This is a genomic window from Pseudomonas sp. Pse1, from assembly GCF_024519635.1.
GTDB lineage: Bacteria > Pseudomonadota > Gammaproteobacteria > Pseudomonadales > Pseudomonadaceae > Aquipseudomonas.
In genome coordinates this window covers 84,810-98,580 of sequence record NZ_JALJRO010000007.1, presented here as the reverse complement: position 1 = coordinate 98,580, position 13,771 = coordinate 84,810, and the positions used below count along the sequence as shown (strand labels likewise).

At 62.6% G+C, this 13,771-nt stretch carries 13 protein-coding genes; 8 read left to right on the top strand and 5 right to left on the bottom strand.

Annotated features, from left to right (window positions below; all coding sequences use genetic code 11):
* Window positions 1-2: 2 nt before the first annotated feature.
* Entirely contained in the window at window positions 3-716 is a 714-nt protein-coding gene (locus NR126_RS12710) for a GntR family transcriptional regulator (protein ID WP_027616334.1), read from the top strand.
* 9 nt (window positions 717-725) lie between these two features.
* Here the strand turns inward: NR126_RS12710 and NR126_RS12705 are convergent, their stop codons facing one another.
* On the bottom strand, window positions 726-1,676 hold the full coding sequence (locus NR126_RS12705) for a PDR/VanB family oxidoreductase (protein WP_027616333.1): 951 nt from the start codon (window positions 1,674-1,676) through the stop codon (window positions 726-728).
* A gap of 75 nt (window positions 1,677-1,751) precedes the next feature.
* The gene (locus NR126_RS12700; RefSeq protein ID WP_027616332.1) at window positions 1,752-2,810 is read right to left on the bottom strand and encodes an aromatic ring-hydroxylating dioxygenase subunit alpha; all 1,059 of its coding nucleotides are present in this window, start codon (window positions 2,808-2,810) and stop codon (window positions 1,752-1,754) included.
* Window positions 2,811-3,066: 256 nt separating this feature from the next.
* Here NR126_RS12700 and NR126_RS12695 point away from each other — a divergent pair, with 256 nt between their 5' ends.
* Window positions 3,067-4,413: an MFS transporter gene (locus NR126_RS12695; protein ID WP_027616331.1), complete on the top strand. Its 1,347-nt coding sequence runs from the start codon at window positions 3,067-3,069 to the stop codon at window positions 4,411-4,413.
* A 139-nt stretch (window positions 4,414-4,552) separates the two neighbouring features.
* On the opposite strand, the gene NR126_RS12690 is transcribed toward NR126_RS12695, so the two are convergent.
* Window positions 4,553-6,133: an EAL domain-containing protein gene (locus NR126_RS12690; protein ID WP_256830350.1), complete on the bottom strand. Its 1,581-nt coding sequence runs from the start codon at window positions 6,131-6,133 to the stop codon at window positions 4,553-4,555.
* A gap of 30 nt (window positions 6,134-6,163) precedes the next feature.
* Window positions 6,164-6,571, bottom strand: coding sequence for a hypothetical protein (locus NR126_RS12685; RefSeq protein ID WP_256830349.1), 408 nt, complete (start codon window positions 6,569-6,571; stop codon window positions 6,164-6,166).
* A 165-nt stretch (window positions 6,572-6,736) separates the two neighbouring features.
* Here NR126_RS12685 and NR126_RS12680 point away from each other — a divergent pair, with 165 nt between their 5' ends.
* The 6 genes from NR126_RS12680 to NR126_RS12650 all read left to right on the top strand — a co-directional run bounded on the left by NR126_RS12680 (window position 6,737) and on the right by NR126_RS12650 (window position 13,139).
* Complete coding sequence (locus tag NR126_RS12680) at window positions 6,737-8,479, top strand: response regulator (RefSeq protein WP_256830348.1); 1,743 nt, start codon at window positions 6,737-6,739, stop codon at window positions 8,477-8,479.
* 247 nt (window positions 8,480-8,726) lie between these two features.
* Window positions 8,727-9,752: an ABC transporter substrate-binding protein gene (locus NR126_RS12675; protein ID WP_256830347.1), complete on the top strand. Its 1,026-nt coding sequence runs from the start codon at window positions 8,727-8,729 to the stop codon at window positions 9,750-9,752.
* Window positions 9,749-10,681, top strand: coding sequence for an ABC transporter permease (locus NR126_RS12670; protein ID WP_027616328.1), 933 nt, complete (start codon window positions 9,749-9,751; stop codon window positions 10,679-10,681). Before NR126_RS12675 ends, NR126_RS12670 begins: the two co-directional genes overlap by 4 nt.
* Window positions 10,682-10,687: 6 nt before the next feature.
* Window positions 10,688-11,497: an ABC transporter permease gene (locus NR126_RS12665; RefSeq protein ID WP_027616327.1), complete on the top strand. Its 810-nt coding sequence runs from the start codon at window positions 10,688-10,690 to the stop codon at window positions 11,495-11,497.
* 17 nt (window positions 11,498-11,514) lie between these two features.
* The gene (locus NR126_RS12660; protein ID WP_027616326.1) at window positions 11,515-12,669 is read left to right on the top strand and encodes an ABC transporter ATP-binding protein; all 1,155 of its coding nucleotides are present in this window, start codon (window positions 11,515-11,517) and stop codon (window positions 12,667-12,669) included.
* 284 nt (window positions 12,670-12,953) lie between these two features.
* Complete coding sequence (locus NR126_RS12650) at window positions 12,954-13,139, top strand: hypothetical protein (RefSeq protein ID WP_027616325.1); 186 nt, start codon at window positions 12,954-12,956, stop codon at window positions 13,137-13,139.
* 35 nt (window positions 13,140-13,174) lie between these two features.
* Here the strand turns inward: NR126_RS12650 and NR126_RS12645 are convergent, their stop codons facing one another.
* Window positions 13,175-13,726: a cytochrome b gene (locus NR126_RS12645; protein ID WP_027616324.1), complete on the bottom strand. Its 552-nt coding sequence runs from the start codon at window positions 13,724-13,726 to the stop codon at window positions 13,175-13,177.
* Window positions 13,727-13,771: the final 45 nt, after the last annotated feature.

Here is a 13,771-nt window from a genome sequence, read left to right as displayed (position 1 = left end):
GCATGAGCAAACCGGGTCAAATGGTGCTGGTCGCACTGCGCAAAATGATCGCCTCGGGCGAACTGGCCGCCGGCGAGCGGCTGATGGAAATCCCCACCGCAGAGCGTTTCGGCGTCTCGCGTATGCCAGTGCGCATGGCCTTCGTCACCCTTGAGCAGGAAGGCTTGCTGGTGCGCCATGGCGGACGGGGTTATCAGATACGTTCAGTGAGTGCCGACGACATCGCCGGCGCCGTGGAGGTGCGCGGCGTACTGGAAGGCCTGGCAGCACGGCAGAGCGCCGAGCGCGGCTTGAGCGAAGAAGCACAGGCGGCCTTGCGCGAATGCCTGGTGCAGGGTGATGCGTTGTTCGACAAGGGCTTCGTCACCGAAGAGGACATCGAAGCCTTTCATGACCTCAACATGCGCTTTCATCAAGTGATCGTCGACAGCAGCGCCAACCCGGCGATTGCCGAAGCGCTGGCGCGCAACGACCATCGCCCCTTCGCCTCAGTGTCGGCGCTGGCGATCGATCGTCAGGACATGGCGCGGGAATACCGGCGCTTCAACTTTGCGCACATGCAGCACCACTCGGTGTTCGACGCACTGGTCAGCCGCCAGGGCGCACGCGCGGAAGCGATCATGCGCGAACACGCCAACGCCACCCTGCGCTACGCCGAGGTGTTCGGCGCAATCGGCAACAACGAGCGACTGAAAGTCATCGCTCGTGGTGAATGACTCTGAGGATTAGATGTCGAGCACCAGCAGCGCCGATTTGGACCGCGAGCAGCATGGCGTGAACTGATCATTGGCCGCCTGCTCTTCCTCGGTGAGGAACAGGTCACGGTGATCGGGCACCCCTTCCAGCACACGGGTCAGGCAGGTGCCGCAAATGCCCTGCTCACAGGACAGGGCAATCTCCACCCCATGACTCTCCAGCACTTGCACCACGGTCTTGTCCGCCGGAATATCGAACACCTGCCCGCTGCTGCCCAGCTTCACCTGGAACGCGCCATCGCCTGCCGTGTCCACCGGTGCGGCGGCAAAGTATTCGCGATGCAGTTGAGCCTCGCCCCAGCCCTGGGCCTTGGCGCTGTCGAGCACGTGCTGCATGAACCCCGCAGGACCGCAGACATACAGGTGCAGGTCCGCCCGTGGATTGGCCAGGACTTTGGCGGCATCCAGGCGCGAATCGGCGTCTTCATCGAAATGCAGGTGCACCCGGTCGGCGAAGGCAGCGCCCTTGAGTCGCTCGACAAAGGCCGCCCGCTCGCTGGAACGCGCACAGTAATGCAGCTCGAAATCTGCACCGCTGGCAGCCAGGTGTTCGGCCATGCACAGGATCGGGGTGATGCCGATACCACCGGCGAACAACAGACTGCGCGCCCCTTCCGGCACCAGCGGGAACAGGTTACGCGGCTCGCTGATGAACAGCCGGTCACCGTTGTTGATCTGCTCGTGCATGCTCTGCGAGCCACCGCGCGAAGCGGCGTCCTTGAGCACGCCGATCTGGTAGCGGTGGCGCTCTTGCGGGTGATTGCACAGCGAGTACTGGCGGATCAAGCCGCCGGGCAGGTGCACGTCGATATGCGAGCCGGCGCTGAAGCCGGGCAGCTCCCCGCCTTGCGCGCAGATCAGCTCGTAGCTGCAGATATCCAATGCTTCGTTGTGCCGGGATTTGACGACGACTTCAATCATGACGCACCTTCAAGACCGGCCACCGCAGTGGCCGTAGACAAGATCAATGGGATTCACCGGGCCTGACGCTGCAGGCTAGTTGGCCGTGGCAATCAGCTCGACAGCCGGCGCGCGTTCGCGGGCGATGATGCGTTCCAGCACCCGTCGCGATTGCACGCCACCGGCATCGATATTGAGCTTGAGGAGGTTGCGCTGAGGGTTGGCCAGCAGGTTTTTTTGCTGCTGTTCGAGCATGTCCAGGTCTTCGCTGAAGATTTTGCCCTGGCCCTCGCGGATGGTCGCAGTCAGCGCATCGTCCTGCGGATTGAAATTGCGTGCCATGCCCCAGAAGTACCAGATCGAGGTCTCGGTTTCCGGGGTGATGAAGTCGACCACAATGCTCGACGCCTTATGCTGCGGCTCGGCGTGGTAGCCGCCCTTGCCGGCGTGAGCCACACCCACTTCGATCAACACGTGGCTGGGCGGACTGAAACGGCAGATCTGCCAGCGGTCCACCGGCACATCGTCGGCCAGGTTGTTGCCGCGCAGGGCCATACGCCAGAACGGCGGCGCCATGATGTTTTCCATGTGCCGTGCAGTGACCACCTCGTCGCCCTCGACCGTGGTCACTGGCGCCACTTCATCGATCTCTTTCTGGCCGATGCTCGAGGCATGCACGTAGGTTTCGTGGGTGAGGTCCATCAGGTTGTCGATCATCAGGCGATAGTCGCAATTGATGTGGAACAGCCCGCCACCGTAGGCCCACTCGTCGCTGACCGCCCATTCCAGGTGATGGATCAGCGCCGGATCAGCCTGGTCCTGCTCGCCCGGCCAGACCCAGATGAAACCGTAGCGCTCGACCACCGCGTAGGTCTTGTTGCACGGAAAACCGCGCACGCGCTGGCCCGGCATTTCCACGGTCTTGCCGTCGCAGCCCATGACCAGGCCGTGGTAGCCACAGACCAGGTTGCCGTTCTCGACATAACCCAGCGACAGCGGCGCACCACGGTGTGGGCAGAAATCTTCGACGGCGGCCACCCGGCCTTCCTGACCGCGATAGAAAACGATTTTCTCACCACAGATCTGCCGGCCCAGGGGCTTGTCAGCGATCTCGTCGGGGGTGCAGGCGACATACCAAGTGTTCTTTGGATACATGGGACTCTCCGGGACAGGCTTGTTTTTATGGATCCATTTAAAGCGTTGAAACGGATTCAAGTCAAGGTATTTGCGCTTAAACTGGCTTTAGTGGATCCATTACAGCTTTTTTAGTCTTTATCCAGGCCCACCATCCGGCGCCGACTGATTGTTGCAACCCGTCGGTATTGACTACGTAGGGGACAGTTTTGAACTGAACCGCTTCAGCGCCTGCCTCGATAATCGTTAGCTCACTGACGAACTGTCGAGGTCAAGCATGACGAGTACCACTGCGCAACAAGTAAGCCCCGCCACGCTAAGGCGAGTGATCGTGGCCGCGGGTATCGGCAATTTCGTCGAGTGGTTCGACTTTGCTGTCTATGGGTTTCTCGCCACCACCATCGCCCAGCAATTCTTCCCCAGCGGCGATCCCAGCGCGGCGCTGCTGAAGACCTTTGCGGTGTTCGCTGTAGCTTTTGCGTTTCGGCCTCTAGGCGGGATTTTCTTCGGCATGCTGGGTGACCGGATTGGTCGCAAGCGCACCCTGGCGATGACCATTCTGCTGATGGCGGCGGCCACCACCTTGATCGGTTTGCTGCCCACCTATGCCGCAATCGGTGTCGCGGCACCGATCCTGCTGTCGCTGATCCGTTGCGCCCAGGGCTTTTCCGCCGGCGGCGAGTACGCCGGGGCCTGTGCCTATCTGATGGAGCACGCGCCGAACGATAAACGCGCCTGGTACGGCAGCTTCATTCCGGTGTCGACCTTTTCCGCATTCGCTGCAGCCGCAGTGGTGGCCTACGCCCTCGAGGCGTCGTTATCCGCCGAAGCCATGGGCAGTTGGGGCTGGCGCCTGCCGTTCCTGATTGCCGCGCCCTTGGGTCTGGTGGGGCTTTACCTGCGCTGGAAACTGGATGAGACCCCGGCGTTCCAGGCGGTGACCGAAGAGCATGCCGTCGCCCACTCGCCCCTCAAGGAAACGTTGCGTAACCATGCTGGGGCAATGTGCTGCCTGGGCGCATTCGTCTCGCTCACGGCGTTATCGTTCTATATGTTCACCACCTACTTCGCGACCTACCTGCAAGTGGCCGGAGGCCTGAGTCGCGCAACGGCGTTGCTGGTGTCGCTGATTGCCTTGCTGTTTGCTGCCGCGATCTGCCCGCTGGCCGGGCTGTACTCGGACCGGGTCGGCCGCCGAATGACTGTCGTGACCGCCTGCGTCCTGTTGATCGTGGCGGTGTATCCGGCATTTATGCTGGCCAGCTCCGGCTCGTTCGCCGCATCGGTGGTCGGCGTCATGCTGCTGGCGGTCGGCGCGGTATTGTGCGGCGTGGTCACCGCCGCCCTGCTCTCGGAAACCTTCCCGACCCGCACCCGGTACACCGCCTCGGCCATCACCTACAACATGGCCTACACCCTCTTCGGCGGCACCGCGCCGCTGGTGGCGACCTGGCTGATCAGCACCAGCGGCAGCAACTTGTCGCCGGCGTTTTACTTGATTGCGATTGCCTTATTGGCACTGGCGGGTGGGTTGGCACTGCCGGAAACGTCGCGGATTTCCCTGCATGAGGTAGCGGGCGACCATAAAAGAACAGGCGCCAAGGCCAGGGTCGTCAACACCTGACCCGGCAGGTTGGGGGCCTATCCAGCCCCCCAACCGTTAACGTTTTCGTTGATATTTTGCGGATTTTCCGTCAACAGGAATGACAGGCCGATCGTCATGGATCGCAGCAGAACAACGCAATGGCAACACCTGTAGCCACTCACACGCCGATCACCTGTTCCTCGAATCCCAAGGGCTGCACTGCAGCCGTCAGGTACAACTGCTTGAAATGCTCGCAATCCATGGCCTTGGCGAACAGCCAGCCCTGGGCATACTTGACGTGGTTGGCCCGCAGGTAGTCGAGTTGCTGCACGGTCTCGACGCCCTCGGCCACCAGGTCCAGATGCAGGGCACGGCCCATTTCGATGACGTGGGTGACCAGTGGCGCCGACTGTTGCGCCTGGCTGATGCGGTCGATAAAGGAGCGGTCGATCTTCAGCACATCGAGCGGCAATTGCTGCAGGTATTGCAGGCTCGAATAACCGGTGCCGAAGTCGTCCAGCGCCACGACGAAGCCGGCCTCGCGGGCCTGTTCGATGGTTCTGCTGGCCGCCGCCGGATCGATGAAGCTGCGCTCCGTGACCTCCAGCCAGATCTGCGCGGGCAGCACGTTGGCGTGCTGGATCTGCCGCTGCAGGATTGGCAGGAAGCGTCCGGAGCAGACATCCGAGGCAGCCAGGTTTATTGCGACATGCAGGGCTCGGTCACGCACCAGCAACGGCCCCAGGTCATCGATGATGGCGTGAATCAGTTGATCGGTGATCGGCTGGATCAGCCCGCTGGCCTCGGCCAAGGGGATGAACAGGTCCGGCGCGACGATCTCGCCGCCCGGTTTGCGCCAGCGAATCAGCGCTTCGGCGCCAATGCAGCGGCGGCTGGCGATGTCGAAAATCGGTTGGTAATAGACGATAAACTCCTGGCGACGCACCGCCCGCTCCAGCGCAGCCAGGGGCGACAGGCCACGGCGCCAGGCGCGTATCACCAGGGTCAGCAGCCCCGCCGCGCCGAGCAAGCCCAGGGGCAGCAGGTACAACTGGTTCCTCCAGAAGCTGCGTAGCAGGAATTCCCGAGGGATGGCCGCCAGTACGCTGAGGTTAGGCTGCGGGACCAGGGTGTAGAGGAATCCGTCCTTGAGGCCGTGAGTCGGGCCTTGGTGCACCAACGCCAGAAAGTGCGCGGTCGTCGAATCGGTTGGCCCCAGCAGGCGCCCCTGTTTGCTGGCGATGGCGACACGGATTCCATCATCGAGTGTCACCTCGCGAAACTGCTCGGGATCCACCAGCACATTGAACGCGGCGTACTGCAGGGCCAGCATCGGTTTCAGGCCCTCGCTCTCGGGCGGGGCATCGATGGACACCCTGACGCCGTCCTCGGTGATGAAATCGTGGGGCAACACCTGCGACCTGGGGGGCGTGGCGCCCCACGAGGTACAGGCAAACACATCTTCCTCGTAGCCCACCGATTCGACCGAAAAGCTGTTCATCGCGACGATGCGCATCTGCTCGATACCCTCCGGTGAACAGGGCTGCAGGTCAGTCAGGGCGACGTCCTTCAGGGCCCGGGAGGCCAGGTCCAGGGTCTGGCTGGCGCGCTGCGAAGCAATCTGCGCCAGCGTCACCAGGCGTTCCTGGGCCGCGAAAACCGTCAACCACCAACCGATCATGGCGCTGATTGCCAGCGGCACCAGCACGGCCAGCACACTGAGGAACATGCCGCGCAGTTTGACTCTGGAGCGTTTCATGGGACCTTCCTGGACCGCGGGATTGCCGGTCTACTTGACCTGGAATTCGATGCTGTAGGGCACCGTCGTACCTCGGCGCGCGGTGGCGCGAGGCTGATACACCTGCACGCTGTACTGCCCGGAGGCCGGCAGTTCGGCACTCCAGTCGCCGCCCACATAACCGCTGCCCAGCGCCGTCGCGGCACCTGGCTCACTGCCCGGGGCAAAGACATTGAAATTGGCGTTGTTGCTGCCGCTGATGCGCACGCTCATGTGCTGCCCGGCCTTGGCGCCGAGGGTATAGCGCACGCTGTCGTAGCCGCTGAAGGTGCCCTTGAGTACGGCACTGGAGGCGCCCTTGGCGAAGTTCACCGGGACCGTGGTGACGTTGTCCCCGGCGAGCACCAGTCTGGAGACGGACGCCGCGAGGACCAGGGAAAGCAAGCGTGCAGGTTTCATGAGGTCGATTCCATTGGATGAGCACTAGTTGAAGTTCTGCGTGTTGTATTTTTCGCAACCGCCTGCGCCCTGACGAGGGAAAAATCAGTCAGTGCTTGTAGGAAAATGACTACACGGATCAAGCTGCCATGCTAAAAGTGATGGGCAACGTCTTGGAGTTGACTGATGGCACGGATTCTCATCGCAGACGAACACCCGATGACCCGGCTCGCGCTTCGCCTGCTGCTGCAGGAACAACTGCACAGCATCGTCGGCGAGGCACGCGACGGCCTTGAAGCCTTGAGTCTGGCCACCAGCCTGAGGCCTGACTTACTGATCATCGATCTCGATCTGTCCCGCATTACCGGCCTGGACGTCATCAGCCACCTGCGTGCGCGCGGTGTGCAACAGCCCATCCTGGGGTTCAGCACCCAGGACTCGCGGCATTTCGTCAGCCGTTTCCTACAGGCCGGCGCTTCCGGTTTCGTCAGCAAGCACCAGGAACCCGATGTGCTCAAGGAAGCCATCACCGTGCTGCTGCGTGGCCAGACTTACTTCTCCAGCGAACTGCTGGGCAGCGTCCACCGCAACAGCCTGCAAGAGAATGATGCCGAGCGCATCGCCACCCTTTCCAATCGCGAATTGAGCGTGCTCAGTCTGCTCGCCAGTGGGTACAGCAACCAGCAGATTGCCAACGAACTGACCATTGGCGAGAAATCGGTCAGCACCTATCGCGCACGATTGCGGGCCAAGCTCAACTTGCACAACATGCTCGACCTGTTCGATTTTGCCCGGCGCAACCGCCTTGCCGCGCCCGCCAGTCAGTTGCACGCGCCCGTTGCCGAACACAGCGAAGACACCGAGATGTGGCGCTCCATGGTGCAGAGCCTGCCTGCCGCCTTCTACGTACGGGATACCGAGGCGCGCCTGGTTTACGCCAATCCGGCGCACCTTGCGATGTACCACGCGCAACTGGAACAGATCCTCGGCACCCTGACCACCGAAGTCGATTGGTACAAGCCTGGCGACGCGCGCAACATGCTGCTGTTCCTGCAGCGCGCCATCGCCGAGGAGCGCGCCTTCGACAAAGACATCGAGCTGAGCATCCACGGCCAGCGCCGGGTCCTGCACCACTGGGGCACGCCGTACCGCGACGCGCAAGGCCAGATGCTCGGGATGATCTGCTGCAGCACCGATATCACCCGGCGCTACGAACAACTCGACGCCCTGCGCGCCCGAGCCGAAAGCGCGGAACTGGCCCAGCGGCAACTGCTGGAATTGCTCGACAGTGTCAGCCAGCAAATGACCGCGGGACTGGCGGAACTCGGGGCGGCCCTTGCGGCTGACGGCAGCCAACTGCCCTCCCAAGCCAGCGAACAGCTGCGAGATTTGCAGGGCCATCTGCAGCAGTTGCAGCGTGCACTGCACACACCGGAGCCTGCTGATCAGGCGACGATCAGGACAGACCTCGTGGAACTGACCGTGCAGGTGTTGCGCGACTTGCGCGGGCGGGCGGAGCAAAAGCACATCAGCCTGTTCCTCGACAGCGACAACCTGTCCCGCTCCAGTGTCATGGCCGACCGCGCACGCCTGCATGAACTGTTGTGCCACCTTGGCCGCTATGCCATCGACCTGAGCCCGGCCGGCGAAGTGCGGCTGAGCCTCGCCTGCACCGCGAAGCAGACTCACCTCGGCGTGCGCATGACCTTTCGCGGCAGCCCCGAACCCAGCACCGAGCCGCAGCGCGCCTATTCCCTGACGGAACTCACCCGCGAGGCAAGCACGGCCGAGCAACCCCGCAATCGCCTCGACCTCAACCTCGCCCGCCACCTGGCCAGCCAACTGGGCGCCGAACTGCAGGTCACCCATCTGCCGGAACAAGGCCTGAGCGCTACCCTGCATTTGTTGTTGCCGATAGCGCCCGTGTAGGAGCGAGCTTGCTACGGGCGGCGTTGCGACGAAAAACCTGAGGGCGCCGCACGTATCCAGCCAGCCCAGGTAGCGAAAAAACCCATCCCAGCAGATAGCCGGTACGGCAAAACGCTTGCAAAAAGTTTGGTATACCATAATATGTCATTCCATAGGCCGAACAGTCGCAGCGACTCGACGGACCTTCTGCTCCCGATAGGCGGGCACTCAAAGCCCCGCTCATAAACACAACAATGAGGGCGTAAAAATGGTGTTGAACAAACGTGTCACCGCAGTGCTGTTCGCCGGCCTGCTGAGCGCGACCAGCCAAGCGTTGATGGCCGCTGAAAGCGTCAACTTCGTCAGCTGGGGCGGGAGTACCCAGGATGCGCAGAAGCAGGCCTGGGCCGACCCGTTCAGCAAGGCCAGCGGCATCACCGTGGTCCAGGACGGCCCGACCGACTACGGCAAACTCAAGGCCATGGTCGAGAGCGGCAACGTGCAGTGGGACGTGGTCGACGTTGAGGCCGACTTCGCCCTGCGCGCCGCCGCCGAAGGCCTGCTCGAACCCCTCGACTTCAACGTCATCGACCGCAGCAAGATCGACCCGCGTTTCGTCTCCGATCACGGCGTCGGCTCGTTCTTCTTTTCCTTCGTCCTCGGCTACAACGAAGGCAAGCTGGGCGCCAAAAAGCCCCAGGACTGGACTGCGCTGTTCGACACCAAGACCTACCCCGGCAAACGCGCTCTCTACAAATGGCCCAGCCCCGGCGTGCTCGAGTTGGCGCTGCTGGCCGACGGCGTAGCGGCCGACAAGCTGTATCCGCTGGATCTGGATCGCGCCTTCAAGAAACTCGACACCATCAAAAAAGACATCGTCTGGTGGGGCGGCGGCGCGCAGTCGCAACAGCTGCTGGCCTCGGGCGAAGCGAGCATGGGCCAGTTCTGGAACGGCCGCATCCACGCCCTGCAAGAAGACGGCGCGCCGGTTGGCGTGAGCTGGAAACAGAACCTGGTCATGGCCGATATCCTGGTCATCCCCAAGGGCTCGAAAAACAAGGACGCGGCCATGAAGTTCCTGGCCAACGCCAGCAGCGCCAAGGGTCAGGCCGACTTCTCCAACCTCACCGCCTATGCGCCGGTCAACGTCGACAGCGTGGCGCGCCTGGATTCGGTACTGGCGCCCAACCTGCCAACGGCCTACGCCAAGGACCAGATCACTCTTGATTTCGCGTACTGGGCCAAAAACGGCCAGGCCATCGCGACACGGTGGAACGAATGGCTGGTCAAATGAAAATGACGGTTCCTGCATCCCGTCCATCCACGTCTGCCGGGAGCGCCGCTGGCGCTGCCGGCCAGGCCTCTGCGATGAATCAATCACCGACCCTGGCCCAGCGCTGGCGCGGTTCTAGCAACCTGCTCCCGGCGCTGCTGTTCCTCGGCCTGTTCTTTCTCGCGCCACTGATCGGCCTGCTGCTGCGTGGCGTGCTGGAGCCGGTGCCGGGGCTGGGCAACTACGAGCAACTGTTCGCCAACTCGGCCTATGCCCGGGTCCTGCTCAACACCTTTTCGGTGGCCGGCCTGGTGACCATTTTCAGCCTGTTGCTGGGCTTTCCGCTGGCCTGGGCAATCACCCTGGTGCCCCGGGGCTGGGGACGCTGGATCCTCAACATCGTGCTGCTGTCGATGTGGACCAGCCTGCTGGCCCGCACCTATTCCTGGCTGGTGCTGCTGCAAGCCTCGGGAGTGATCAACAAGACCCTGATGGCCCTGGGCATCATCGATCAGCCGCTGGAAATGGTGCATAACCTGACCGGCGTGGTGATCGGCATGAGCTACATCATGATCCCGTTCATCGTGCTGCCGTTGCAGGCGACCATGCAGGCCATCGACCCGATGATCCTGCAGGCCGGTTCCATCTGCGGTGCCAGCCCCTGGACCAACTTCTTCCGGGTGTTCCTGCCGCTGTGCCGGCCGGGGCTATTTTCCGGCGGGCTGATGGTGTTCGTGATGTCCCTCGGTTACTACGTGACCCCGGCCCTGCTCGGCGGCGCGCAGAACATGATGCTGCCCGAGTTCATCATTCAGCAGGTGCAGTCGTTCCTCAACTGGGGCCTGGCCAGCGCCGGCGCCGCGTTGCTGATCGTGATCACCCTGGTGCTGTTTTACTTCTACCTGAAGCTGCAACCGGAATCCCCGGTTGGCGCCAGTAACGCGAGGTAAGCCGTCATGCTCCTGACTCCCAATGCGATGAGCCGGCGGATGCGCTTCGGCCTATACGCCACCACCGGTTTGATCGGCCTGTTCCTGCTGCTGCCGATCGTGTTTATCGTCCTGCTGTCGTTCGGTTCCTCGCAATGGCTGGTGTTCCCGCCTCCGGGCTGGACCCTGAAATGGTACGGCCAGTTCTTCTCCAATGCCGACTGGATGAACGCCGCCATGGCGAGCCTCAAGGTGGCGCTGCTGACCACCTTCTTTGCGGTCGCCCTCGGCCTGCCGACCGCCTTCGCCCTGGTGCGCGGGCGCTTTCCCGGCCGGGAAATGCTCTACGGCCTGTTCACCCTGCCGATGATTGTGCCGCTGGTGATCATCGCCGTGGCGGTTTACGCGCTATTCCTGAAACTGGGGTACACCGGGACCATGTTCGCCTTTGTGGTCAGCCACGTGATCGTCGCGTTGCCATTCACCATTATCTCGATCATCAACTCGCTGAAGCTGTTCGACCAGTCGATCGAAGACGCCGCCGTCATCTGCGGCGCCTCGCGGTTGCAGGCGGTGTTCAAGGTGACCTTTCCGGCGATCCGCCCGGGCATGGTCGCCGGCGCCCTCTTCGCCTTCCTCGTGTCCTGGGATGAAGTGGTGCTCAGCGTAATGATGGCCAGCCCGACCCTGCAAACCCTTCCCGTGAAAATGTGGACCACCCTGCGCCAGGACCTGACCCCGGTGATCGCCGTCGCTTCGACGCTGCTGATCGGCCTTTCGGTATTGGTCATGGTGATCGCCGCCGCCCTTCGCCGGCGCAACGAAATCAGCGCCTGAGCGCAGAGGAGTACGACATGAGTGCAGTGATCAAAGACAGCGCCCGGCACAACGACCAGCCACTGGTCAGCCTGCGTAACCTGAACAAGCACTACGGCGACTTTGCCGCCGTGGACAATATCTCGCTGGACATCAAGGACGGTGAGTTCCTGACCTTCCTCGGCTCCAGTGGCTCGGGCAAAAGCACCACCCTGTCGATGCTCGCCGGCTTTGAAACGCCGAGCAGCGGCGAGATCCTGGTCAACGGCCAGTCGCTGGTCAACGTGCCACCGCACAAACGCGACATCGGCATGGTGTTCCAGCGTTACTCGCTGTTCCCCCATCTGTCGGTGCGCGACAACATCGCCTTCCCTTTGCAGATTCGCAAACTGGCGGCCGCTGAACGCGAGCGCCGGGTCGACGCGATGCTCAAGCTGGTGCAACTGGACAAATTTGCCCATCGCCGCCCTTCGCAACTGTCCGGCGGTCAGCAACAGCGGGTGGCCATCGCCCGTGCACTGGTCTACGAACCACGCATCCTGCTGATGGACGAACCCCTCGGCGCGCTGGACAAGAAACTTCGCGAAGACCTGCAGGACGAACTGCGCCAGCTGCACCGGCGCCTGGGCATCACCATCGTCTACGTGACCCACGACCAGGAAGAAGCCATGCGCCTGTCGCAACGCATCGCAATCTTCAGCCACGGCAAAATCGTCGGCCTGGGCAGCGGCTACGACCTGTACCAGAACCCACCGAACGCCTTTGTCGCCTCGTTCCTCGGCAACTCCAACTTCCTCCGGCTCAAGGCCCAGGGCAACGCGGCGGCCTCCTTCGAAGGCCAACCGCTGTCGATCCGCCTGACCGCCGGCCTGCAGACCGAGCAGGATGTCCTGCTGATGGTCCGCCCGGAAAAAGCCCTGGCCCTGAGCGTCGCCCAGGCCGCCGAAGAACCGCTGGCCGCCGGCTGGAACGAAGTCTCGGCGAAAGTGGTGGAAGTGTTGTTCCTCGGTGAAAGCCAGACCTGCAGCGTGGTGACGTCCGGCGGCACCTCGATGACCGTCAAGGCGCTGTCCGCTGCCGGCATGCCGCTCAAGGCCGGAGATCCGGTGCGGGTGCGCTGGGCCACGGCGGATGCCTGTGTGTACACCGAATGGGCGGAAAGCGATTTGAACAAGGCCGCTGGGGCGCATTGATTGTTTGCTGGCTGAGCGTTAGCCAAGTGTCACCCTCGGGTCATCGCAACGTCGGGTTGCGGTGGCCTTTTTTTTCGTGTGGTGGGTGCATTTTTGAACTGTAGGTGTTGCCCGGGCGGCGTTCCGTTGCTCGCGATGGCATTTTTCCGGTGTACATATTCAATCCCTGCAGTAACGCTCTACTGGAGGCGCTAGCCTGCTGGCGATGGTCGTTAACGATGACGCAGTTGTCCTGAATACGCGCGGCGGTCTCAGGCTCTTCGCGAGCAGGCTCGCTCCTACAGGTGCAGAAAATCGACGCCCTGGGCAAGCTCACCGGCGGCATCGCCCATGCCCTCAACCGCCAACCCTCCCTTGACGATGGCATGCAGATGCTGGTCAAGCCGTTCCAGATCAGCGAACGGCTGGTCAAGGTCCGCGACGCCCTCGCTGAGGCCCGCAGTGCCGGTGCTGATCGAGCCGAGGGCTGACTCGCGGCTGGGGGATCCCGGCGTAACCGCTCGGTTCAATAGCGGTGACGCTGAAGCAGCATCCGATTCAAGGTGTTGTCACGCACCCAATAGTGATGAAACAGGCCCGCCGCTGCGTGCAGGCCGATCAGCCAATAACCGCTGCTGCCGAGCAGTTCATGCCAGTACTTGAGGCGCTTGGCCAGGTCCGGATCGACGGCCACCGGCGCTGGCAGGTGGAAGCCGAAGTAGGGAAACCCTTTGTCGCCAGCGGCCAGCATCAGCCATGCAAGGATTGGCGTGGCGATCATCAGCCCGTACAGCGCCAGGTGCATCAGATGGGAGAGACCGGTTTGCCAGGCGGGCGGCTTCGGGATGATCGGCGGGCGCGGGGTCAGGCGGCCGAGCAAACGCAGCCACACCAGGGCAAAGATACTCAGGCCGAACAAGCCATGAAAACCCATCAGCAAACTCCGTGCGCTGCTGCCTCTGGGCAGCATGCCTTTGAGCTCGACGCTGGCATAGACGCCGACGAACAGCGCGAGCATCAGCCAGTGCAGGATGATCGACAGGTTTGCATAACGGGTGACGGCGACGTTGCGGGTCATAAGCGCCTCGTGATGGGGTGAGCGACGGCCTCGTGATTCGGCCGT